Here is a 24795-nt window from a genome sequence, read left to right as displayed (position 1 = left end):
GCGCCATTCGCGTCACCGGGTGTCACCGACCACCCGCCACCGGCTCACCGGCGACGTAGACGTCGGCGCCGTCCAGACGGGTCTGCGGATCGAGGAGCATGCCCGCCTCGGCGTCGTGCTCGTCGACCGACTCGTCGAAGCGACGGTTCGGCGGACGCTGGTAGGCAGGCTCGCCACCGCAGATCGACTGCAGGAAGCGCTGACTGCCCTGGCGGGTCCGCTCGTCGGCGCGCTGACGATAGGCGTCGCGCTCCTCCGGGTCCAGCGAGGCGATGAACGCCTCCGGGTGCACGACCGCGATCAGTCCGGACACGTGACCGAAGCCGAGGCTGGTCAGCAGGCCCGCCTTGAGCGGGAACCGCTCGCCGAGCTGCAGGGTCTCCCGCGGCCAGACCAGGTGCGGGTACTCCGCCATCTTGTCGTCGACACAGTCGAGGCTGCGGTTGGGCGGGATCACGCCGTCACGCAGGATCTGGCACAGGCCGATGAGCTGGAAGGCCGCCGCGCCTCCCTTGGCGTGACCGGTCAGCGACTTCTGCGACACCACGAACAGCGGTGCGCCCTTGCCGCGGCCGATGGCCGCGGCGAGCCGTTCGTGCAGTTCGGACTCGTTCGGATCGTTCGCCTTCGTAGAGGTGTCGTGCTTGGACACGACCGCCACGTCGTCGGCGCTGACGCCGAGCGAACCGAGCGCGCGTGCCAGCGGCGAGGACAGCGACCCGCGAGCCGCGCCCAGGGCACCGAGACCCGGAGCCGGGATCGAGGTGTGCACACCGTCGCCGAAGCTCTGCGCCCACGCGACCACACCGAGCACCGGCAGACCCATCTCGGAAGCCACATCGCCGCGGGCGAGCAGGATCGTGCCGCCGCCGGCCGACTCGACGAACCCGCCGCGTCGGCGATCGTTGGCACGCGAGAACCGGCGATCGTCGATGCCGCGCGCGGTCATCTTCGCCGAGTCGGCGGTCGCCGACATCGCGCCGAAGCCGACGATGCCCTCGATACCCAGGTCGTCGAAGCCGCCCGCCACCGCGAACAGCGCCTTGCCGAGGCGGATCTTGTCGACGCCCTCCTCGACCGACACCGCTGCGGTCGCACATGCCGCCACCGGGTGGATCATCGCGCCGTAGCTACCGACATACGACTGGACCACGTGTGCCGCAACGATGTTCGGCAGGGCCTCCTGCAGGATGTCGTTGGCGTTGGCCTCGCCCAGCAGGGTGTTGACGTACAGGTCGCGCATGGAGGTCATGCCGCCCATACCGGTGCCCTGCGTGTTGGCGACCAGACCGGGGTGCACCCAGCGCATCAGTTCGCTCGGCGTGAAGCCCGACGACAGGAAGGCGTCGACCGTGGCCACCAGGTTCCACAGGGCGACCCGATCGATCGACTCGACCATGTCGGGGCTGACGCCCCAGCGGGTCGGGTCGAATCCGGTCGGGATCTGCCCGCCCACGGTCCGGGTCAGCGCGAACTGACGCGGGACGCGGATCTCGGTGCCCGCCAACCGGGTGACCTGCCAGTCGCCGTCGGCGTTCTGCGTCACCCGGGTCTTCTCCGGGTTGGCACTGGCGAATGCTCGCGCCTCGGCCTCGGAGTTGACCGTGAAGGTCAGGTCTTCGTCGACGAAGACCGAGGTCAGCAGCGGAGAGGTGTTGTCGACCATCGCCCCGTCGTCGGCGTAGCGGCGGATACCGCAGCGGGCGACGACCTCGTCGTGGTATCGCTCGGCGATCTCGCTCTCCGGCACCGGGTCTCCGGACGCGGTGTCGTACCAGCCCGGCTTCGGCGCCGAATCCCAGTGCACCAGTCCGGTGTTCCAGGCAAGCTCGAGAACGCCTGCGGCCGACAGCTTCTCGTCGACCTCCATCTCGAAGCGGGTGCGGGCCGAACCGAACGGACCGAGCTCGCCGGCACCCACGATGACCACGAGGTCCTCGGGTCGGGCATCGATCGACGGCCACTGCGGACGCATCGCCTTCGGGGCGCGCGCCGGTGCCGGCAGCGCCGCGACGGTCGTCGCCGACTCCTCGTCGGTGTCCGCGGACTCCTCCGCAGCCGCCGCCGCGGTGGCCGCGAGCGCCTTGAGGTCGGTCGAGCTGTCCAGGCCGCCGGTGAAGTCGGCCAGGATCGGCGCACTGACCGCGGCCGACCGCTGCTCGGGGCTGCACAGGGTCAGCAGGTTCGCCGCCATCTCGTCGGTGCTCCAGGTGCGCACACCCGCCGCCTCGACCGCGTCGACCATCCCGTCGTTGTGACCCATCAGCCCGGTGCCGCGCACCCAGCCGATCAGTGCGTGGGCGAGCGTCGTCTTGGAACCCCAGGACTCCTCGGCCGACCAGCGCTGTACGAGCGCGTCGAGCGAGGCTTTGCTCTCGCCGTAGGCACCGTCGCCGCCGAACATGCCGCGGTTCGGCGAACCGGGCAACACGACGTGCACGCGGGCGGCGATGTCGTGATCGGAATGGACATCGGCGAGACCGCCGATGAGCCGCTCCACCGACCAGAGGAGCACCTTCATCTCCAGCTCGGCGCGACCGCCGGCGTCGGTGAGATCACCGGCGACCCGAGGTGCGGCGAACGGGAACAGCAGCGTCGGCTTCATCGCCGGCTTCACCACTGCCGTTGTGCCACCGAGGTTCTCCGTCTGCTCCCCCGCGATCCAGCCGACGAGGTCGTCGACATCGGCGTACGACGCCATGTTCGCCGGGGCGATCCACAGCGCGGCACCGGCCCGGGCGTTCTCGCGGTACAGCTTCTTGTAGAAGGCGAGACGGTCGGAGTTCAGGCGAGACGTCGTGGCGATCACGGTCGCGCCGCCGGCCAGCAGCCCGGCGACCACGCCGGCCGCGATCGAACCCTTGCTGGCACCGGTCACCACGGCGATCTCGCGGCTGTAGGCACCCTTCTCGGGATTCTCCGCAGCGTGCGCGATCGCGCCGAAGACGCGGCCGTGCACGGCGTTTCCGTTCGCGAGGGCCTTGCCCTGCCACCAGGTGGCGTGGTCGGCGACGGTGTCACCGGCTCCGGCGAACCCGCCGACGATGGTGTCGAAGTCGGCGTCGAGGTCCTGCTCGTCGGTCAGCCAGAGTCGGACGAGATCCTCACGGGCGGTTGCCCACCGGTCGTCGATGAGGACGACCTTGGCCGCGTCGAAGGCCGGCGCCACCGTACGGGCCCAGTCCGACCCGAGTTCGGCGCTGACCAGCTCGGCGAGCTCGGCGTTCGGGTCGGCCGCGGCCTCGGCGAGATCGGCGACCTCGGCGAGTCCGAGCTTGTCCAGCAGGGTGTACGCGGCCGAGGCCAGCGCACCGGACCGGCCGGTGATCTGCTCGGTGAACTCTCCCAGCGCCGCGGCGTCGACCGTTGCGCCACCACCGGATTCGGCGGCCGGCTTGCCGACCGGGATGCCCTTGACCGCGCCCACCGCGGACACGGCCTTGTCGATGAGGGTGTCGAGTGAATCGGTGTTCGTCAGCGGGCCGTCGAGCAGATTGCCCAGCGCCTCGCCGCGGACGGACGCGCCGTCCCTGGTGCCCAACGCCAGCGCGACGGTGGTGTGCAGACCCCACCCCGGACCCAGCTGCCAGACACCCGACACGCGGTCGGTGATGTAGTTCTGGCGCTTGCCCAGCGGGCCGAGCACCTTGCGGACCTGGTCGCTGACCGCATCGGTGAGCACCGCACCCAGCGGCCGGTAGCCACGGGCGAGGGTCTCCACGGTCGACGACAGCGCGGTCATGTCGGCTTCGGCGGCACCGTCGATGGCGCCGAGTCCGAGCTCGCCGCCGATGTCGAGGAGCAGCTGGTTACGACGCGACGACACACCGTCGCAGAGCGCCTCGATCGTGTCCGCGGACCCGATCTGGTCGACGCGCATCTTGGTCCACAGCGCGATCACGGACTTCACCGCATCCGACGGCGTGAACGCGATGTCGTCGGGACGCGGGCCGCCGGCGGGTGCCGCCGGTGCCGCGGGAGCAGCAGGCGCGGGCGCCGCCGCGGCGGCCGGAGCCGCGTCCGCCGCCGACGTCTCGGCCGCTGCGGGAACGTCGAGCTCGTCCTCGTCGGGCTCGTGCCCGGCGTCCTTGGCCAGGATCGTGTCGGTGTCGCGCTCGACGTTGAGCACCTCGGTGGTGGCCGCGGCGTAGTCGTCGAGCTTGAGGGTGTTGGTGGCCAGACCCGACAGTGTCGGGGCGCCCTTCAGACCGATCTCGACGAAGCGCTGGACTCCCAGCCCGTTCCGCTCGGGACCGCTGAACAGCAGTTCCTGGGTCTCGATCCACCGCACCGGGCTGGCGAACTGCCAGGCGAGCAGCTCGATCAGGATCACCCGGGCCAGTTCGTTCGGGGTCGCCTCCCAGGCGTCCCAGTCGGCGAGGACCTCGTTCAGCGGGTCCGACGGCACCAGCGCCGCGATCTCCTCGACGAAGTCGCGTCCGAGGTTGAACAGGCGCGGCACCAGGTTGGGGATGTAGCGGCCGATCAGGATGTCGATGTCGATGTCGGCGGGCAGCAGCTCGGCGAGCTTGCCGCGGAATTCCGGGACCCCGGCGCGCAGCACGCTCGAGTGGAACGGGACGTCGATGCCCGGGATCAGGATGAATGCGCGCTTGCCCCCGAACTCCGCACGCCGCCGGTCGATCTCGGCCTCGAGCAGTTCGAGACCGCGAACCGTGCCGGCGATCGCGTACTGCGAGCCGAGGAGGTTGAGGTTGACGACCTCGAGGAACTCGCCGCCCGCGGCGCCCACGCCGGACACGAAGTCGGTGACCTCGGCGTCGGCCAGACCGAACTGGCTCGGCCGGATGGCGGCCATCCGATAGTCACTGCGCCCCTGCTCATCTCGCGGGACGAGGTGATGCATGGCCTCGCCGCGCTGGAACACGACTTCGAGGACGGCCTCGAGCGGGAGGACGCCGGCACATGCAGCGAGCGCGTTGTACTCACCGACCGAGTGGCCACACGTGATGGCACCCTCGACGAAGCCACCGGACTCCTTGAGCTCGGCGATCTGCGCGACACCGAGCGTCGCCATGGCGACCTGGGTGAACTGCGTCAGATACAGCACGCCGTCGGGGTGGTTGTAGGTGGTCCCGTTGGCGACGAGCGTCGTCGGGTTGTCGCGGACGACGGCGAGGATCGAGAAGCCCAGCGCCGCACGGGTGTGCTTGTCGGCACGATCCCAGATCTTGCGGGCGGCCTTCGACCGCGAACGGGCGTCGAGTCCCATGCCCTTGCTCTGGATGCCCTGGCCGGGGAACGCGTAGACGGTCCGCGGCGCGGCGAGCAGGCCCGTCGCGCTCATCACCAGGTTGTCGCCGACCTTGGCGCTGACCTCGACGACCTCGCGGCCGTTGTCGAGACCCACGCGGTCGACGCGCACCGAGATGCGGTCACCGAGCCGGACCATGCCGAGATAGCGTGCGGTCCAGCCGATCAGCGGGCGAGGCGACGGCGTCGGATTCTTCGCGTCGGTCGCGGTGACGACCTGCTGCGCAGCGGCCGACAGCCACATCCCGTGGACGATCGGGTCGCCGAGACCGGCCAGCTTGGCGGCTGCGGCGTCGGTGTGGATGGGGTTGCGGTCACCGGACACGACCGCGAAACCGGTCATCCGGTTCGGCGCGGTGATGGTGGCCGTCCGGAGCAGCTTGCGGGTGGCCGACTGTTCGGCGGCGGGTGCACCGCCGGCCCGGGCCGGGTCGGTGAGCTCGGCGGCGCCCAGACGCCCACGGATCGCGAAACGCTCCTCGAGCGTCGCGATCGGGCCGGCCGGTCCGGCGATCTCCACCGTGACCTCGACGACACGACCGACGTCCGCATCCCGGACCGCGCCGGTCCGTGCGGTGACGGTCAGTTCGGCTGCGGTGGCGGGGATCTGACCGGTCAGCGCGATCGCGTGATCGAGGTGGACCAGGTCGAGCAGACCCTCGACGACCGGGTCACCGGAATCGGTGCGGGCGGCGCCGATGACGCTGAACACGCTCGGCCAGCACGCGCCGACCAGGGTGTCGGGCACGGCGAAACCGAACGGGTCGGTCGGGGTGGTCGGGCGCAGGTGCGGCGGCAGGGAGAACCCGGTCACCGCAGCGTGATCGGCGACCGAATCCGGCTGCCAGGAGACGGTCGTGACCGACACGCCGTCGGTCACCTCGGCCAGGCTGCCGCCGGCGGCCACGGTGAGGATCTCGCGCATCGCGGTCGACGCGTCGTCGAGGCCCACCAGCGGCGAACCACCGTCGCGCAGGCTCTCGCCGGCCAGCAGCGGGATACGCACGGAGGCGCCCGAGATGGGGACGACGAGGTCGAAACGGGTGGCGTCGGAGTCGGCGGAGACCTGCTCCAGGACGGCGCCGCTGACGGCGTGTTCGGCCCGCTCGGGTCCGACCACGGTCCAGGCGTCGCGATCGCCGAGCAACGCGATCGGGCTCGCCACGATCCGACCCGCCCAGCTGACGTCGTCGGACTCCAGCACCGAGGTCAGCACGCCGGCCTCCTCGGCCAGCCCGGCACGGCGCCGGGAGGCGACGGCGACCGGGCGCTCCCCGGTGGCCTGCAGATCGGACGCGACCCGGGCCTCGAACCGATCGAGCAGTTCACCCACGGGCTCGTCGACGCGGGTGATGCCCGCGACGGCGACCGGCCCCGGGATGACGCAGACGGCGTCGGCGCCGTAGCGCGGGTCGTGGGCCTGCCACAGGGAGTCACTGCGCCACCAGCGGCGCACGTCCTTGTCGATCACCGGCACGAAGTTGACGGGCTTGCCGGGGGTGCGGCACAGCTCCAGGAAGAACGCGACGTCCGCGGGATGCAGGATGTCGGTGTCGATCTCGGGGTACACGCTGCCGAGCGCGTCGATCGCGGCATACGCATCGGCGGCGGCGGTGACCTCGGCGAACATCGTCGGGATGGGCCCGGAGTCCTGGGGGTGCATGCGTGCCTCGGTGCGCTGCAGCATCTCCACGAACCGCTGCTGCCAGGTGATGTCGGCCCACGGGACCTGCTCGCCGCGGGCGTCACCGACGGCCAGCGCGGCGTACCGGTCGAGCCACTCGTGGTAGGTCATGGTGGCGACGTCGCCGAAGTACGGCTTCGCGGTGTCGGCCATCGCGGCGATGATCTCGTCGCGGCGGGCGGCCACGGCGTCGGCGTCACCGGCGACCTCGTCGAGCAACCGGCCGCAGCGCGACGCGGTGTTGTCGACCTCGTGGATGTCGGCGCCGAGCTGCGAACGGCCAGAGGCCATTCCGGCGGTGGCGTGACCGGCACCGATCCACTCGTCGATGCCGGCGGTGTCGACGAGGAGCTGCTTGACCTCGGGAGTGGTCGTCGCTTCCTCGGCCGCCATGGCGGCGGTGCCGATGAGGATGCCGTCGAGCGGCATCGTCGGGTAGCCGTAGCCGGCCGACCAGCTGCCGGTGAGGTACTCACTGGCGCGCTCGGGCGTGCCGATGCCGCCGCCGACGCAGATCACGACGTTCGGGCGGGCGCGGAGCTCGCCGTAGGTCGCGAGCAGCAGGTCGTCGAGGTCTTCCCACGAGTGGTGACCGCCGGCGCGGCCACCCTCGATCTGCACGATGATCGGGTGATGCGGAACCTCGGCCGCGATGCGCACGACGGACCGGATCTGCTCCACGGTGCCGGGTTTGAAGGCGACGAACCGGAGTCCGGCCTCGACGAACTCGTCGACGAGCGCGACCGCGTCCTCGAGTTCGGGGATGCCCGCCGAGACGATGACGCCGTCGAGCGGGGCTCCCTGCGCGCGGGCCTTCTGCACGATGCGCTTGCCGCCGAGCTGCAGCTTCCACAGGTAGGGGTCGAGGAACAACGCGTTGAACTGCGCCTCGCGGCCCGGCTCGAGCAGATCGGTGAGCGTGGCGATGTTGCGCGCGAAGATCTCCTCGGTGACCTGACCGCCACCGGCCAGCTCGGCCCAGTGTCCGGCGTTGGCCGCGGCGGCGACGATGGCCGGGTCGACGGTCGTCGGCGTCATGCCGGCCAGCAGCATCGGCGAACGTCCCGTGAGGCGGGTGAAGGAGGTCTCGACGACGGTACGGCCGTCGGGCAGCTCGACAAGGGTGGGCGCGAACTGCGACCACGGGGTCGCGACCTCGGGCACGCCGCCGGGGCTGAACAGGTTGCGCTGTCCGACGCGCAGCGCGGCGGGCACCAGGCCGACGCCCTGCCCGCGGACCAGTGATGCGGTGAGACGGGTCGCGATGTCCCCGGGACCGAAGTCCAGGACCCACTTGGCGCCGCCGGTGACGATCGAGTCGACCGAGGCGACCCAGTCGACGTGCCCGACGAGGATGTCGTGGGCGTGGCGGGTGGCGAGGTCACGGTCGATGCCGCAGCGGTCGGCCCACTGGCCGACCAGCTCGACGGCCTCGGCCATCGCCGGGTGGTGGAAGGCCACCGACACCTGCAGGTGGTCGAACTTCGGCGCGAACGGCGCCCCGCCGGTGAGCTTGCGCTTGCGCTCGTCGGCCTCGGTCGCGGCGACCCGCTCACAGAGGGCGGCGAACGCGGCGAGGTGCCGCGGTGCCCCGGACAGCACGACGGCGGTGCGGCTGTTCTTGATGGCGACCACCGGGGCGGTCGTCAGATCGTTGTCGGACAGGCCGGCGCGGTACTGCGCCAGGATCTCGTCGACGCGAGCCGGGCTGACGTTGGTCAGTGCGAGCATCGGTGTGCCGTCGGTGGTGACGCCCAGCCCGCGGCGACGCGCGGTCAACGAACCGGCGGCGCCGATGAGGTGCGCGACGGCCAGCAGCAGGCCCTGACCGGACTCGGCGATCCGGCCGTCGGCGCCCACCGCATCGGTGGCCAGCGAGCCCTGGGAATGCCCGACCACGGCCTTCGGCGGGAGCACGGCGGTGTCCAGGCCCTGCTTGCGGAGTGCCTCCACGGCGGCGAGCTGGGTGAGCAGCACACCCGGACCCGAGAGGGTGAAATCGGCGAGAGTGGCCTCGGCGGGCACATCTTCACCTGCGTCGTGCGCGTGCACCCAGGTGAGCGGGTGGAACCCGGACACCCGTGCCACGACGAGTTCGTCGGCAACCGGCTCGACGAGCCGTTCGGCGGAATCGACGATGGTGGCGACCCGGTGTTCCAGGTCGGCGTCGACGACCAGCTCGGTCAGCGTGGGCAGCCATGCGCCGCCCTGCCCGCCGAAGCTGATCGCGTAGGGCTCGCCCTGCGTGAGCCGCTCGATGAGCGTGGTGGTGGGCCGTTCTGCGTTGGCGGCGCCCTGCGAGCCGGAGCGGAACTGGTCGACGGTCACGGATACTCCTCTGTGGTGGTCGGTCTCAGAGTGTGGATTTGCGGAGTGCGTAGGTGCGGTGCAGTAGATGTCTGTGGGTGTTGTGCGGTTGGTCTGCGACTCGCGGCGGCGCGAGAAACGCTGTCGGCAGCGGCCTTTCCGTGCGCTGACAGTGATCGGTTTCGCCGCCGTCGCGCACGACCGGCCGCGGTGGCGACACCGCCGGGTCGAACTAGCTGGTACAACAAAGGAACACGCCTGCCGCACAACAACATTGGCGCGCACCGGTTTTGTCCGGAGCCGGCGTCGGCGTGAACGTGACACCAATGATGACACACGAAAGTGAGGGAACCCTCATGTTTGTCGGTGACCTGTCGGTATACCGACCAGTAACCGCGCGGGTAACTTCCGGCACCGTGTCAACCGCCATGGGAAGCGTCGGAAAACCGCCAGGCCAGGCAACATACCCAGGGGTACACGTGCGCCCGAACTCTCGCTCGGTCAACCGTTATCAAACCGTTATGTGATGTGGGGCACCATTGCGCGTCGCGGTCCAGCCGTGCCGCAGGCCGAGTGCCATCGAGACACCCCACTAGAGTCGGCCGCATGAGCAGTTGCATCTTCTGCGCCATCATCGCGGGCACCTCCCCGGGTCGCATCGTCTACTCCGACGACGACGTCCTCGGGTTCCTCGACATCCGGCCCGTGACCCGCGGGCACACCCTCCTCGTGCCCCGGGTCCACTCCTCCGGGCTCGACGACCTCGACCCCACCCTCGGCGCCGCTCTCTTCCGCGCCGGCCAACGAGTCGCCACCGCGATGAAGACCGGACCGGTGTCCGCCGACGGGGTCAACCTGGCACTGAACGACGGCCGCGCGGCCTTCCAGACCGTCTTCCACACCCACCTGCACGTCGTCCCCAGACACGACGGGGACAAGCTGAGTTTCGCCAAGGGCTTCCTCGTCCGCCGCGACCCCGACCCCGACGAGACCGCCGCTGCGGTGCGCGCCGGGATCGAGTCCGTCGGATGACCTTCGCCGGCGAGCCCGACCCGGACACCGGGGCCGAGACCCGGATTCCGGACGCGGTGGCCGACCTCGTGCGCCGCGCGGAGTGGATCACGGTGTTCAGCGGCGCGGGTATGTCGGCCGAGAGCGGCATCGCCACCTTCCGGGACGCCCAGACCGGTTTGTGGGAGAAATTCGATCCCGCCGAACTCGCCACCCCGGAAGCGTGGGCGCGCGACCCCGCACTGGTCTGGGGGTGGTACCGCTGGCGCGCCCGCGAAGTGCTTGCCGCGCAACCCAATGCGGGCCACCGCGCGCTCGCCGAACTCGCCACGAGCCGCACCGTCATGATCGTGACGCAGAATGTCGACGATCTCCACGAGAGGGCCGGCAGCGACGTCGTCAGCCACCTGCACGGCAGCCTGTTCGCCCCCCGGTGTTCGGTCTGTGGGACCCCGTACGACGGCCCCGGCGCATTCCCCGATCCCGGCGACATCGGTACCGCACCGGACGACCCGCGCGTCGACCCGCCCACGTGTCCGCGCTGCGGTGGGAGGGTGCGGCCCGGCATCGTGTGGTTCGGCGAAGCACTGCCCGAATCGGATTGGCAGCGAGCGGATCAGGCGTTCCGTGCGGCCGAGGTGGTGCTCGTCGTGGGCACCAGCGGGATCGTCTACCCGGCAGCCGCGCTACCCGAACGCGCGGTGCGCGCGGGCATCCCGGTCATCGAGTTCAATCCGTCGCCGTCCGCGCTGTCCGACATCGTGACCCACAGTCTGCGGATGCCCGCCGCGGTCGGTCTGCCGGCGTTGCTCGCGTCGCTCGGCTGACGTGGTGCGGCGTCACTCCCCCGCGGTGAGATCGATCGGCTGCCATCTCCCGGCGTCATCCGTCGTCTGAACCGCGACGAGCGACCCCGGCTTGCACCCGCGCTCGTCGAGCACGGCGGCGACATGATCGAGCACGCGGTCGGGATCGAGTTCGAACTCCGACTCGCGCACGCGGACGAATTCCCAACCGCAACGGCGCAATTCACGCTCGCGCTCCAGATCCGACCGCGCCTGCTGCCCGGTCCCGGCGAACTCGTCGGCATCACACTCGACGGCCATGCGCGCATCGGCCCCCAACACGACCAGGTCGACGATCCGGTTGTTGACCGTGACCTTCGGAGTCACGTGATAGCCGAGCGCCGCGAGACGGTTGAACACGCGCTGTTCGAGGAGGTTGTCGAACGGGCTCACGCGTCGATCGTCGGGCACGTCGGACGGCATGGCCCCGATCGACGGACCCTCGTTGGCGGACACATAGGACAGCAGCGAGGCACGAAGGTCGTTGGGGCGCAACTCGTCGAGTCCGATCGAATGGAACAGCCACAACTGGTCCATGGCCCGGGTGGCCGCCACGTTGACCCGGCGTTGGGACTCCGCGCGGGTCAGCGCGGAGATCGCACCGGCGTCCGAGACGACCATCGACAGGAAGACCACGCGCCGCTCGTCTCCCTGGAAGTCCGGGGGTGAGCCGACGCGGATACGACGCGAGCGCCAGGTCTCGGTGTCGATCGCGGCGCGCAGCGCCTTCTCGATCGTCTCCACCTGCTTGACGCCCTGCAACGCGATCACACCGAAGTCCAGATCGTCGTATGCCGGATCGGCCAGACACCCCCGGAGGGCATCGACGATGGCGGCCGCCTCGGCCTCGTTGCTGATGCCGTTGCCGGTCCCGGTGGCCGTTCCGTCGACCGCGACCGTCCGCAATGGTTCGAGCCGGTCGGCACCATACTGGCGCACCGGGATCAGCGGCGCGGACCCGTAGAACTGGCGCGACGAGAACTCGATGATCTCGGGCATGGACCGGAAGTGTTCCCGCAGCCCTACGACGTTGCCGAAACGGCTGCGCAACAACGAGAACAGACTGGACCGCGGCGTCAACCCGTCGCGTAGGTACGTCGGGAGGTCGGGCAGCGCCGCATCGAGTTCGGCGAACGCGGAATCGAGGTTGGTGCCGCTGAGACCGACGGGCGCGCACTGCTTGTCGTCACCGACGACGATCACGCGCGGGGCCAGCCAGAGAAGGAACGCACTGGTGATGTCGGCCTGGGACGCCTCGTCGACGATGACGACGTCGAAGGAGTTGCGGCGCGGTGGGAGGGTCTCGGCCACCTGGCTGATCGACATGATCCAGGCGGGCACGGCGTTGCGCGCCTCGGCCATGGCCTCGCGCGCCGCGCGTCGGAAACGATTGGCGTGCTTGCCCGATCCCTTGCCCAGGTTGATCATGTGGTCGCGGTAGGACTGGACGGCCTGCAACTCGCCGGCCGTGGTGCGCGCCAGCACCTCGCGGACGGCGCGCGCAGAGGCGAGCCGGGTGGTGAGGGCCGCGATGTCGACCTCGACGGCGTCGAGGTCGGACTGCAGCCGGTCCTCGGCGAACGGATCGCTGCGTTCCTCCGCCCAGGTGTGGGCGAACCGCCACGCCCACGCCGCGCCCATGTCCCGGGCGCGTTCGGTCCAGATCGGGTCCTGCGCGCTCGCCCACATCGTTTTCGCGAGTTCGGGTGCCCGGCTGCGCAATCGGAGCCCGAGAAGCTCCAGGGCATTCTGCTCGTCGGCCTCGGCTGCGGCGGCCGCGAACGCGCGCCGCGCGTCTCGGATCGCGACCGGGTCGGCCGTGGCGAGTGCCGAGAGCAGCGCGTCACCCTCCGGCGACGGCCCCTGTTCGAGTTCGGTCGTCAGGCCGTACACGCGGTCGGCGAGTTCCTGTTCGGCGAGGACCGCGTCGTTGGCGGCCGCCACCGATCGCGCCTGATGGGCCACCTCGGCTGCCTCGGCGACGGTGCGTGGTCTCGGGCCGCCGGGGCTGATCGCCTCGAGTTCACGGACGAGATGCTCCCGGCCGGTGAGCAGCCTCGAGATCCACGCCAGTTGGTTGTCGAGGCGGACGAGGTGGTCGAGCTGCGCCGACCGCGACCCCGACGCGTCCACCGGGACGTGCAGGTCCGCCAGGATGCGATGCACCTGATGTACCGCGTCGATGACGGTGAGGTGATCGGCGACCCGGCGCAACGATGCCTCGTCGCGAGGAGGCCGACCGTCCACGGTGGCCCGCACCGGCGACTCCTCGATTGCGCGCTGCTCGGGCGAACGCCGCAACCGTCCCCGCCACTGACCGCCGTTTCGCAGGAAGTCGGCGGCGGCGTCGAACAACGCGGCGTCGCCGGGCCGCGCCCCGTCGACGACGACCGCGTGCGCGCCCAGGTCACGGTCCCGACGAGCGGCCTCGGCGATGACCGGTGACAGCGTCGTCACCCGCGACCAGAGGTGCGCGGCGCGTCCGGCGAGCAGCCGGTCCGCCATGTCGACGATCGGCTCCGGGTACGACGCCACCTCGCCGGAGGCGACGGCGAGTTCGTCGCAGATGTCCTTGATCCGGACCAACCGGTCACTGTCGACCCCGTCGAGCACCGACAGCAGCGTCCCGGCGCCGGCCATCGGCTCGCGGGGCCGCGCGGCGATCCGGGTGCAGATGGCGTCCATCTCCGCCGGCTCGGGCAGGTGGTGGTCGAGGTCGACGAACCGTTGCGCGAGACGCGATCCGGAGCCACCGGTGCTCGCGAGCAGGTCTGCCAGCCGGACGAACTCGGCCGAGTCCAGCGGGGGCACCGCGCCGTGGACCGGCCCGGGCAGCCAGTCGAACGCGGCGGCGTCTGCCCGCACCCGGCGGACGATCTCCGCCGGGGATCCCCGATAGTCCCCAGCGACCCATTCGTGGACCTCGGTCTCTTCCGCACGCAGGTCCCAGAGTTCGCGGAGCAGCTGATCCCGTTGTCGCAGAGCGTGATCGCGGCGCGCGGCCAGGTCGGCGATCTCCGCGTCGGCGACCCCGGGCGTGAACGACGCCTTGCGTTCGGCGAGCTCGGTCACCGCATCGACGATGCCCTCGGAACTGTCCTGGGACACGTCGGCGATCGACACCGTGAGCGCCCGCAGAGCGGGCGGCAGCATGTCCCGGAGCACGTGGAGCGCATGGGCTTTCTCGCTGACGACCAGGACGCGCTGTCCTTTCGCCAGCAAGGCCGAGGTCACGTTGGCGATGGTGTGGGTCTTGCCGGTTCCGGGCGGACCCTCGACCACCACACCGGTGTCGGACCCGAGCCGGGCGAGCACATCGCGCTGTTCGGCATTGGACGGCAGCGGGAACAGCGCATCGGCGACCAGGTCCGCTGGATCGAGGACGCCGGGGGCGCGGAGGGCGGCGAGTCGGTCGGGCGCCTCGATCGGGCGGACGAGCTGGGTCAGTGCGACCGGTACCTCCGACTCCTCGTCCCGCAGGTCGTCGATGATGGCGTCGTAGAACGCGAGGGAACTCTCCACCCCGCGACGGCGGAGGACCACCGCGGGCCGGCTCTCGACCGTCAACGACACACGCTCGGCGTCGACCTCGATCGCCTCGCGCCACTCGGCCATCAGCTCGGCGGTCTTCGGCGACAGCACCGAGGTCAGCGCCGACAGCTTGCCGCGGATCCCGACCGCGCCCGCGAGATCGAGACCGTCGAGAGCAGCGAGCAGATGGGTATCGCGAACCGCGGGAGACGAGCCCGCCCCGAGCGAGAACCGGATCGTGTCGTCCGCGTCGCGGTCGGCGACCAGAACCTGACTGAGGAGATGTTCGCGGACCAACGGGTCGGCGTCAGCGTCTGTTGCGTCCCGCACCGTGACCAGTGCGGACGCGATGACGAGTTCGAGTTCTTCGGGCTCCGCGCCGAGCGCGTCGACCAACGCGGCGAATTCGGCATGGACCGCCCCGGCCCGAGCGGCGTCGGGGTCGTCCGGTCCGACCTCGACCACCACCTGGCCCGGCACCGCGTTCGACCGGACGGCGACGGCGGTGGACGGACCGACCCAGACATGGCCGGGGTGGTCGGAGATGTCGTGGACGTCTCCGGAGCGAGACCGGACGAGATCGGCCAGAAACGTCATCAGCCGGGTGACCTGATCGCGCAACGTCTCGCGCGTGTCATCCTGCATACCGATGTGTTCCTCTCGTCGCCGGCGACTCCTACGCTACAAGACGCTGGTCAGAGGAACTCCGTGCCTCCGCGCGGGTCGGCCGGATTCCCGACACCGAGCCGGTCAGCCGACGGAGCTCGAACGCAGCGCGCGGTATCCGCCGTCGACATAGCGCACGTTGGTGTATCCGCACTCGGCGATCTGTTCGGCGATCCGCGGGGCCTCCGAACGGACCGACACCACGGCGATCTCGGTGTCGCGGTCGCGGATCACCGGGAAGGTGCCCGACGGAGTCGGGGTGAACCGCTTCGGCACCTCGGTCGGGTCGACCACGAGGGCACCGGGCAGACTCCCCTGATGCCGGACCACCTGGGGACGTGCGTCGACGACGACCGCGTTCCCCTCGCGGCTGTGATTCATTGCCTCGACTGCCGAAATCGAATTCACCACTGACACCGGTGACTCACCAATCCTGTTGCTCGAATTTGTCCGTGTTCATGCGTTCGCGACGGCCATCGGGTGACGGCCATGGCGTGAATGACCCCCGTCGACCAGGTTACGGAACGATCTCGAATTGACAAGTTTTCTCACACAGCTCTCAGAAGGGCGCAGTCATGCGCTCCTTCTGGTAGGCGACCCGCAGCGGAACCGTCAGGGTCAGGAATGGCGGCCGCGCCCCGCGACACGCGGGGACGGACGCTTACCCCAGTTGTCGCCACGACGACCGTCCCGACCGCCGCCGTGCCCGCCGGCTCCGCGCTTGGCGCCCCCGCGCGTGCGCGGTGCGCCCATGTCCTTGCGGATGTCGATCGGGTTCTTCCCGATCTTCGTGTGCCGCAGCGACGAGAGGGTCTCGTTGTCGAGATCATCGGGAAGCTCGACGAGGCTGAAATCGTCGCGGATGCTGATGTTGCCGAAGTCGGCACGGGTCAGGCCGCCCTCGTTGGCGATGGCACCGACGATCGCACCGGGCGACACCTTGTGCTTGCGGCCGACGGCGATGCGGTACGTCGCGAAGCTCGCGCCCGGGCGGCGCGGAGCACGCTCACGTTCGGGCCGCTTCTCCGACTGCGGCGGGTCCGGGGTCATCAGGAAGCCGCCGTCACGTGTCTCGAGCGCCAGCGCGGCTGCGATGTCGGCCATCGCGACGTCGTTGTCCCGCGCGTAGTTCTCGATCAGCCCGCGGAACAGATCCAGATTGTCCGACGACAGGTTCTGGGTGATCGAGTCGGCGAACTTCGCAACCCGCTGCGCGTTGACATCGTCCACGCTGGGCAGGCCGATCTCGGTCAGCGTCTGCCGCGTGGCGCGCTCGATCGCACGCAGCAGGTGGCGTTCGCGCGGCGAGACGAACAGCAGCGCGTTGCCCGAGCGGCCGGCGCGCCCGGTACGGCCGATGCGGTGCACGTAGGACTCGGTGTCGTGCGGGATGTCGTAGTTCACGACATGCGAAATGCGGTCGACGTCGAGCCCGCGGGCCGCGACATCGGTCGCGACGAGGATGTCGATCGAACCGTTCTTCAGCTGGTTGATGGTCCGTTCCCGCTGCGCCTGCGCAAGGTCGCCATTGATGGCGACCGCGGAGAACCCCCGCGAGCGCAGCTTTTCGGCGAGTTCTTCCGTCGCCTGCTTGGTGCGGACGAACACGATCATCGCGTCGAAGGTCTCGACCTCGAGGAAGCGTGTCAGCGCGTCCAGCTTGCGCTGGTGGGACACCTGGAGATAGCGCTGCGTGATGTTCTGCGCGGTCGCGGTCTTGGACTTGACCGTGATCTCCTGCGGCGAGTTCAGGTACTTCTGCGCGAGACGCCGGATGGCACTGGGCATGGTCGCCGAGAACAGCGCGACCTGCTTGGTGTCCGGGGTCTCGGCGAGGATGCGCTCGACGTCCTCGGCGAAGCCCATCGTCAGCATCTCGTCGGCTTCGTCGAGGACCAGGAACTCCAGACCGGAGATGTCGAGGGTCTTGCGATCGAGGTGGTCGATGACCCGACCGGGTGTGCCGACGATGACCTGCGCGCCGCGACGCAGACCCGCGAGCTGGACGCCGTAGGACTGCCCGCCGTAGATCGGCAGCACCTTCACCTCGGGCATGTGCGCCGAATACTTGCCGAAGGCCTCGGAGACCTGCAGTGCCAGCTCTCGCGTCGGCGCGAGGATCAGCGCCTGCGGGGTACGCGCGGAGGTGTCGAGGCGGGACAGGATCGGGATGGCGAACGCGGCGGTCTTGCCGGTACCGGTCTGCGCGAGGCCGACGACATCGCGTCCGTCCATGAGCGGCGGGATGGTCGCCGCCTGGATGGGCGACGGGGTTTCATATCCGACGTCGGTGATGGCCGCGCGTACCCGCGGGTCGATCTCGAGGTCGTCGAACGAGCCGACCTGCGGGTCGGCGGGGGCGTCGTGCTCGCCGTGATTCGAAGTACTCATGCGGCGGAAGTCTCATTCATCGCCCTCAACTGTAATGGCCGTGCACCAGAAAGTCGGCATCACGCCCGGGCGGGGTCGCATCAGCCCCCTGAGCAGGGCACGAGCCACGTTCGGTCACCGGTGTGATGCATCTAACGAATACTGGTACTGTCAGTGCCACTCATCCGGCCATCGGTCCCGGTCACACGCACACCGATGTCCGGAATGTCCATTTGTTCTCCCGTCTCAGGAGTGCCATGCAGCAGCAGTACGCCACCCCGTCCGATCTGACGATCGACGACAAGGCGACGACCGTCGACACGATCCTGCGCTACCGCGCGGAGCGCCCCACGATGCCGCTCTTCCGCAAGCGCTCGCACAGCCAGTGGGTCAACGTCACCGCCAAGCACTTCACCGACGAGGTGGACGCGGTCGCGAAGGGTCTGATCGCCTCGGGTGTGCAGGCCGGCGACCGCGTCGCGATCCTGTCGTCGACGCGCTACGAGTGGACCGTGCTGGACTACGCGATCTGGCGCGCCGGGGCGTGCACCGTCGCGATCTACGAGACGTCCGCCCCCGACCAGGTCCAGTGGATTCTCGAGGACTCCGGCGCCAAGCTCCTGTTCGTCGAGAACCATGAGCACTACACCCGCCATCTCCGGGTCATCGACGAGACGCCCACCCTCAAGGAGACCCTGGTCATCGACGACCACGCGCTCCCCACGGTCACCAAGCGCGGCGCGAAGACCGCCGACGCGGACCTCGACCAGCGTCAGGCGAATGCGTTGTCGTCGGATGCCGCCACGCTGATCTACACCTCGGGCACCACCGGACGGCCGAAGGGCGTCGTCCTGACGCACGCGAATTTCCTCGCCGAGACGGCCGCGACCCGCGACGCGGTCGGCGCCGGAATGCGGGAGGGCAAGTCGACGCTGCTCTTCCTGCCGCTGGCGCACATCTTCGCCCGCGTCGTCACCGTCGGCTGCGTCGAGAACGGCGTGATCCTCGGCCACACCAACGACCTGACGAACCTCGTCGCGGACCTGGGCGTGTTCAAGCCGAACTACGTGCTGTCGGTGCCGCGCGTGTTCGAGAAGGTGTACAACTCGGCCAAGCAGAAGGCCTACGACGGCGGCAAGGGGTCGATCTTCGACAAGGCCACCGACACGGCGATCGAATACAGCAAGGCGACGGAGGCCGGCAAGGTCGGCCTCGGCCTGAAGCTCCGGCACGCCGTCTTTGACAAGCTCGTGTACGGAAAGCTGCGCGACGCCCTCGGCGGCCAGTGCGAGGGAGCGATCTCCGGTGGCGCTCCGCTCGGTGCGCGCCTCGGCCACTTCTTCCGCGGCGTCGGCATCCCGGTGTACGAGGGCTACGGACTGTCGGAGACCACGGCCGCGGTGACGGCCAACAACGAGGAGAACCAGAAGGTCGGGTCGGTCGGACGCCCGATCCCCGGCGTCACCGTCGCCATCGCCGAGGACGGCGAGGTCCTGCTCAAGGGGCCGGTCGTGTTCGGTGGGTACTGGAAGAACCAGGCCGCCACCGACGACGCGATCCGCGACGGGTGGTTCCACACCGGTGACATCGGCACCCTCGACGACGGCTACCTCTTCATCACCGGCCGCAAAAAGGAACTGATCGTCACCGCGGGCGGCAAGAACGTCTCCCCGGCGCAGCTCGAGGACACCATCCGGGCGCACCCGATGGTGAGCCAATGCCTCGTCGTCGGCGACAACAAGCCGTTCATCGCCGCACTGGTCACGATCGACCCGGAGGCCGTGCCCGGCTGGCTGGACCGTCACGGCCTGCCCGCCGACACCCCGATCTCGGACCTGGTCGAGAACGCCGACCTGAAGGCCGAGATCGACGCCGCGGTCAAGGAGGCGAACACCAAGGTCTCCAACGCCGAGGCGATCAAGAAGTTCTCGATTCTGGACACCGATTTCACCATCGACACCGGTGAGCTCACCCCGACGATGAAGCTCAAGCGCAACGTCATCCACGACGCGCACAAGGAAGCGATCGCCGACCTCTACACCTGAGCGGATCTCTCACGACTCGCCGCGGCCCGGGATGCCCCCGGGCCGCGGCGCTGTCTATCGTGCAAGTCAATGAAACGAGACCTGGCCATCGATGCCACCCGTGGGGTGGCCATCTGGAGCATGATCACCGCGCACTTCGCGCATGAGTCCGTGCTGGCCACCCCGACCCACGCCTTTCCGTACGTCGACGGCATGTCCGCGTTCGTGATGCTCTCGGGCGTCGTGCTGGGTCTGGTCTATCAACGGTGGGTCGCACGCCACGGCCTGGCTTTCGCCTACAAGCGTCTTGCCAAGCGGGTCGTCGTCCTCTATCTGTGCCAGCTGGCGATCGCCCTCGTCGCGGTCGCGGCCGCCCTGGCCGGTCACCGATGGCTGACGCTCCTGCTGCCGGTCGACGGGTGGGGTGACGGCCTGCGCCTGGCGCTGACCATGGACTATCTGCCCAGCGGGGGCAACATCCTGCTGCTGTACATGGTCTTGCTCATCTCCGCGTTCGGGCTGTTCCCCCTCCTGCGTCAGGGCTGGTGGCGCTGGGTGCTCGCCGGTTCGATCGCCCTGTACCTCATCTCGCTGGTCCATTCCCCCGACTGGTTCTATCTGAGCGCCTACCAGGCGGCACCGCACATCCAGAACGTCGCCGGCTGGCAGATCATGTTCGTCCCGGCACTGGTGATCGGCTGGAACTGGTCGCAGTGGCGTGTGCCGGAGTTCGTCGACCGCTGGATCGTCGCGATCGTCGCCGTCGCGCTCGCGGTGGCACTGTTCTTCCACTTCGGCATCGACTACGGGCCGTGGGCCCATCTCGAACCGGCGGTCGCCGACAAACTCGACTTCCGCCCGGCCCGCGCGATCGGCGCCTATCTGGCCATCCCGGCCGTCTACGGGATCTTCCGACTGTTGCTCAGGTGGTGGCATCACGACTGGCTGCGTCCACTCGTCATGACCGGCACCCGCAGTCTCGACTCCTACGTCATCCAGGCGATCGCCCTCGTCGTGGTGCCGATCCACATCGCCCACCGCCCCTGGAACACCGTCACGATGGACGCCGTCGCGCTACTGGTGTTCGCCTCCTGCTGGGGGTGGGCCGAGTTCCGGTACTTCGCGCACGTCGACAAACTGCACAAACTACCGCTGCGGATGGTCAGGCTCGTGCGTCCGCATCGACCCGACATCGTCCCCGGCCCCGAGCCCGGCGTCCCCACCCCGGAGAGCTCGGACATCACCCGGGAACCCCGACCGGTCGTCGACGACCTGCCCGGCGTCGACCGGACCGGGACAGCCGGAGACGGGCCAGAACGAGACGGGCCAGTCCGGGCCGGAGCAGCACCGGCCGGGACACGTGCGACCGAGCCGATGGGAGTTCATCCGTGACGGGTGAGATGACACGCAGCGTGCACGCCGGGAACGACTCGTCGGGCCCGTCGGTGCGGACGCCCATCACGATGGCGAACTCGTATCACCTCCCGCCCGAACCCGAGGCGATGAGCTGGTCGGGCACCGAGCAACTGTTCTACACGCGCAACACCGGCGCCAATCAGGTTGCGCTGCAGGACAAGCTGGCCGCACTGGAAGAGGCCGACGACGCCGTCGTCCTGGCCTCGGGCGTGGCCGCGCTGCATGCAGTGTTCTTCACGTTCCTGTCCGCCGGGGACCACGTGGTGGTGTCCGACACGACCTACGAGGCCACCTGGAAGCTCTGGTCGGAACTGCTGCCGACGAAGTACGGGATCGAGGCGACCTTCGTCGATGTCGGCGATCTCGACGCGACGCGTGCCGCCCTGCGCCCCGGCACCCGCATGCTGATCGCCGAGACGATCGCCAATCCGACGACGAAGGTCGCCGACATCGGCGCGCTGGCGCAGATCGCCGCCGACGCCGACGCCCTGCTGCTCGTCGACGCCACCTTCACGCCGCCCACTCTGTACCGTCCGCTCGCCGACGGCGCGGACCTCGTCGTCCATTCGCTGACCAAGTACATCAACGGTCACGGCGATGCCATGGGCGGTGCCGTGCTCGGCCGGTCGGAGCTGATGTCGCAGATCCGGGAACAGGCGATGGTCGACGTCGGCGGCGTCATCTCTCCGTTCAACGCGTGGCTGATCGCCCGCGGCGCGATCACCCTGCCGCTCCGGTTCGCCCAGCATCAACGCAACGCCGAGCGGGTCGCGGCCTTCCTCGACGACGACCCGCGCATCGCCTACGTGCGGTACCCGGGTCTGGCGTCGCATCCCGAACACGACCTCGCCGCCCGCCAGTTCGGCGGCCGCGGCTTCGGGGCCATGATCGCGTTCGCGGTGCGTGGCGACCCGGCCACCCAGAACCGTTTCGTCTCGGCGCTGACAACGATCACCTCGGCGGTGTCGCTGGGACACGACGAGTCACTCATCGTCCATGTCGGCACCGACGGCCCACGGGTCGCCGCCTACCCCGAACCGTTCCGCGAGTGGGGACATCTGCGGTTCTCGGTCGGGCTGGAAGACGCCGACGATCTCATCGCGGACCTCGCCGCGGCGCTGGACGCGACCTTCCCGGCCACCCCCGCTGGTTGAGCCGGCACCGAGCGAAGCCGCCGGGCCGAGCAAGCGACGAAGGAGCGCGTCGAGGTCGAGGAGCCGACCCCCGCTGGTTGAGCCGGCACCGAGCGGAGCGAGGAGCCGTGTCGAAACCACTCCCCGCAACCACCCTCAGGTCGCCTCGTACAGAATCCCCCGGCCGATCGCCTCGCGCACCACGGGCAGCGCCGCCTCGGCGAGTGCGTCGGCGTCGACGCCGTGGAAGTCGGCGAGGAGTTCGAGCAGTACGCCCAGCGGGACCTGCCCCCGACTGCCGGCGAGCAGTGCGCGCGAGACCTCGTCGACGCCGAGAACGGCGCCGGGACCCCCGGGCCGGCGGACGGCGGCCGACACCTGTTGCCAGCCCTCGTCCCCGGGGAGCGAGTGCTCCTCGAGCATGACCGGGGCCACCGACAGCCGCCGCGCGAGCAGCTGTTCGTCGGAGGTCTCCCGCAGGTAGCGCCGTCGGGCGAGGAACGCCTGCGCCTCGGGACCGGTCACCTCTTCGCCGGCGCCGGTGATCTCCTCGATCACGACGTCGGGCTCGCGGTGCTCACCGTCGAGCGGGGCGCGGGCGGTGATCGAGCCCATCCCGATGGCGACGATGCCGTTGGCCTCGAACCATTCGAGCCACTCCGCACCTCGCCGCGCGGCGGCCGCCTCGTCCTCACCGGCATCGGACAACCACAGCGACACATAGCTGATGGGGTCGGCGACCTCCCGCTGGACGACCCAGGCGTCGAGTCCGGTGCCGGCGAGCCAGGAGCGGACCCGTTCTGGCCAGTCCTCGCCCTCGCGGATGACCCAGTTGGCCAGGATCTGGGCGGTGCCACCAGGATTCAGATGGGTGGGCAACTCCCGGACGAGTTGCTCGCACAACCCGTCCCCGACGACGCCCGAGTCGCGGTAGATGTAGTCCTGCCCACCCGCGCCGACGACGAACGGAGGGTTGGACACGATGAGGTCGAACCGCTCCCCCGCGACGGGTTCGAACATGCTCCCCGCCCGCAGATCCCACGACATCCCGTTGAGGCGGGCCGTCGCGGCGGCCAACGCCAGCGCCCGGTCGTTCGTGTCGGTGGCCACGATCTGCTCGCAGTGCGCATCGAGATGCAGCGCCTGGATGCCACATCCGGTTCCGATGTCGAGAGCTCGGCGGACGGGTTCGCGGATGACGGCCCGGGCCAGCGAGATCGACGCGCCGCCGATCCCCAGGACGTGGTCGCGGGCAACGGGTCCGGGTCGCATCGCGGCATCCTGGTCGGCGATCACGAGGTAGTCGCGGGTGTCGTCGGCGTGCGGACGGATGTCGAGGCGGGCCCGTAGAAGCGATTCATCGACCCGGGCCAGCACGCCCTGCGTGACCAGTACGTCGACGCCCGCCGTCGGAAATGCCTCCGCGACAGCGGCTTCGGGTTCGTCCGAGCCCAGCAGGAACAGCCGTATGAGGGTCGCCAGCCGACGGTGGTCTCCAGCGACATCACCCGTCGCGGCGAGGGCCGGCCACCAGACACCGCGGACGAGGGCATCGTGAGCGCCTTCGCCGAGCAGTTCGGTGACACCGTCGTTCGTGTATCCCGCCGACCGCAGATCGGCACCGAGGGCCGCCACGGCGGCGGGCTCGGACAGAGGATGACGATCCGCGCGGTCGGCGAGTGGCTGGAGTCGTCCCTGGTCCGCGGTCACGGTCCCCAAGGCTACCGACGACCGGCGCGCCCGCGGCTCGACGGGTTCAGCACGACGCGAGGACCCGACTCATCGCGTCGCGTTCGGCACGCGTCACCCACAGCCCGTAGGACTTCTTGACCTCGATCTGCCGGCTCACGTAGGTGCACCGGTACGACTTGTTCGGGGGAAGCCAGGTCGCCGCGTCGCCGTCTCCCTTCTGCTGGTTCACGGCTCCCGACACGGCCTGGAGGTTTCGCGGGTCGTTCGCGAACTCGACGCGCTTGCCGGCGGTCCACCCGGCCGCGCCCTTCTGCCAGGCGTCCGACAACGCGACGACGTGGTCGATCTGGACCAGCGCCGAGGTGTCCTCGCCTCGGGTGAACGGCATCTCCGTACCGGTGTACGGGTCGGCCAGTGTGCCGGCGAGCACGCGGCACCCGTCGGCATGGAAGATGATGCCGGTGAGGTCTCGCCGCAGGATGTCCTCCCGGGTCCGGCAACCGTTGCGGCCGTACTGCACGTCGACCGCGTCGTCCCATGCCCTACCGAATCGCGACCGTTCATATCCGGTCTTGGGCGCGCGACCCTTCACCTGCAGCGACGCGAGATCGGCCTGTTCACGGCCGGCCGCCGGTGGTGGCATATCAGGTGACACACCAGCCGGCGGTGACGATGGCCCCGTCGTCGAGGGCATGGACTGGGTGCGCTCGGATGAGGGGCGCTCGAGGCCCGGGGCGGGTTCGACGTCGACGCACGACACGAGCGCCACGGCGACCGGCACCGCGGCGAGTACTCCCGACAACCATGCCGCTCGACGCCTCACCCCGGAATCGTTGCACGGC

11 protein-coding genes are annotated in these 24795 nt (G+C 69.8%); 5 read left to right on the top strand and 6 right to left on the bottom strand.

Features of this window, described 5'->3' with window-relative positions; genetic code table 11:
* Positions 1-22: 22 nt before the first annotated feature.
* The gene (locus ACFVHY_RS07795; protein ID WP_390270503.1) at positions 23-9286 is read right to left on the bottom strand and encodes a fatty acid synthase subunit beta domain-containing protein; all 9264 of its coding nucleotides are present in this window, start codon (positions 9284-9286) and stop codon (positions 23-25) included.
* A 585-nt stretch (positions 9287-9871) separates the two neighbouring features.
* Here ACFVHY_RS07795 and ACFVHY_RS07790 point away from each other — a divergent pair.
* Both ACFVHY_RS07790 and ACFVHY_RS07785 read left to right on the top strand, forming a co-directional pair.
* A complete protein-coding gene (locus tag ACFVHY_RS07790) occupies positions 9872-10297 on the top strand; it encodes an HIT family protein (RefSeq protein WP_065629038.1) in 426 nt (141 codons plus the stop codon).
* The gene (locus tag ACFVHY_RS07785) at positions 10294-11103 is read left to right on the top strand and encodes an NAD-dependent deacetylase (RefSeq protein WP_390270499.1); all 810 of its coding nucleotides are present in this window, start codon (positions 10294-10296) and stop codon (positions 11101-11103) included. Before ACFVHY_RS07790 ends, ACFVHY_RS07785 begins: the two co-directional genes overlap by 4 nt.
* Positions 11104-11115: 12 nt before the next feature.
* Here ACFVHY_RS07785 and ACFVHY_RS07780 read toward each other — a convergent pair whose 3' ends face one another.
* The 3 genes from ACFVHY_RS07780 to ACFVHY_RS07770 all read right to left on the bottom strand — a co-directional run bounded on the left by ACFVHY_RS07780 (position 11116) and on the right by ACFVHY_RS07770 (position 17709).
* Positions 11116-15297 (bottom strand): AAA domain-containing protein, encoded by a 4182-nt coding sequence (locus ACFVHY_RS07780; RefSeq protein ID WP_390270496.1) that lies wholly within the window; start codon positions 15295-15297, stop codon positions 11116-11118.
* 105 nt (positions 15298-15402) lie between these two features.
* Positions 15403-15735, bottom strand: a complete 333-nt coding sequence (locus ACFVHY_RS07775) for a rhodanese-like domain-containing protein (RefSeq protein WP_058250009.1) — start codon at positions 15733-15735, stop codon at positions 15403-15405.
* 201 nt (positions 15736-15936) lie between these two features.
* Positions 15937-17709, bottom strand: a complete 1773-nt coding sequence (locus tag ACFVHY_RS07770) for a DEAD/DEAH box helicase (protein WP_065629041.1) — start codon at positions 17707-17709, stop codon at positions 15937-15939.
* A gap of 236 nt (positions 17710-17945) precedes the next feature.
* On the opposite strand from ACFVHY_RS07770, the gene ACFVHY_RS07765 reads away from it, so the two are divergent.
* The 3 genes from ACFVHY_RS07765 (at position 17946) to ACFVHY_RS07755 (ending at position 22282) form a co-directional block, all read left to right on the top strand.
* Positions 17946-19733 (top strand): AMP-dependent synthetase/ligase, encoded by a 1788-nt coding sequence (locus ACFVHY_RS07765; protein WP_390270493.1) that lies wholly within the window; start codon positions 17946-17948, stop codon positions 19731-19733.
* 69 nt (positions 19734-19802) lie between these two features.
* Positions 19803-21104, top strand: a complete 1302-nt coding sequence (gene opgC / locus ACFVHY_RS07760; protein WP_390270490.1) for an OpgC domain-containing protein — start codon at positions 19803-19805, stop codon at positions 21102-21104.
* Positions 21105-21112: 8 nt separating this feature from the next.
* A complete protein-coding gene (locus ACFVHY_RS07755; RefSeq protein WP_390270487.1) occupies positions 21113-22282 on the top strand; it encodes a trans-sulfuration enzyme family protein in 1170 nt (389 codons plus the stop codon).
* A 135-nt stretch (positions 22283-22417) separates the two neighbouring features.
* Here ACFVHY_RS07755 and ACFVHY_RS07750 read toward each other — a convergent pair whose 3' ends face one another.
* Positions 22418-23971, bottom strand: coding sequence for a methyltransferase (locus tag ACFVHY_RS07750; RefSeq protein WP_390270484.1), 1554 nt, complete (start codon positions 23969-23971; stop codon positions 22418-22420).
* A gap of 46 nt (positions 23972-24017) precedes the next feature.
* The gene (locus ACFVHY_RS07745) at positions 24018-24776 is read right to left on the bottom strand and encodes an HNH endonuclease family protein (protein ID WP_390270481.1); all 759 of its coding nucleotides are present in this window, start codon (positions 24774-24776) and stop codon (positions 24018-24020) included.
* Positions 24777-24795: the final 19 nt, after the last annotated feature.

The organism is Gordonia sp. NPDC127522, assembly GCF_042672305.1.
Classification (GTDB): Bacteria; Actinomycetota; Actinomycetes; order Mycobacteriales; family Mycobacteriaceae; genus Gordonia; species Gordonia hongkongensis.
This window is presented reverse-complemented; position numbering and strand designations above follow the sequence as displayed.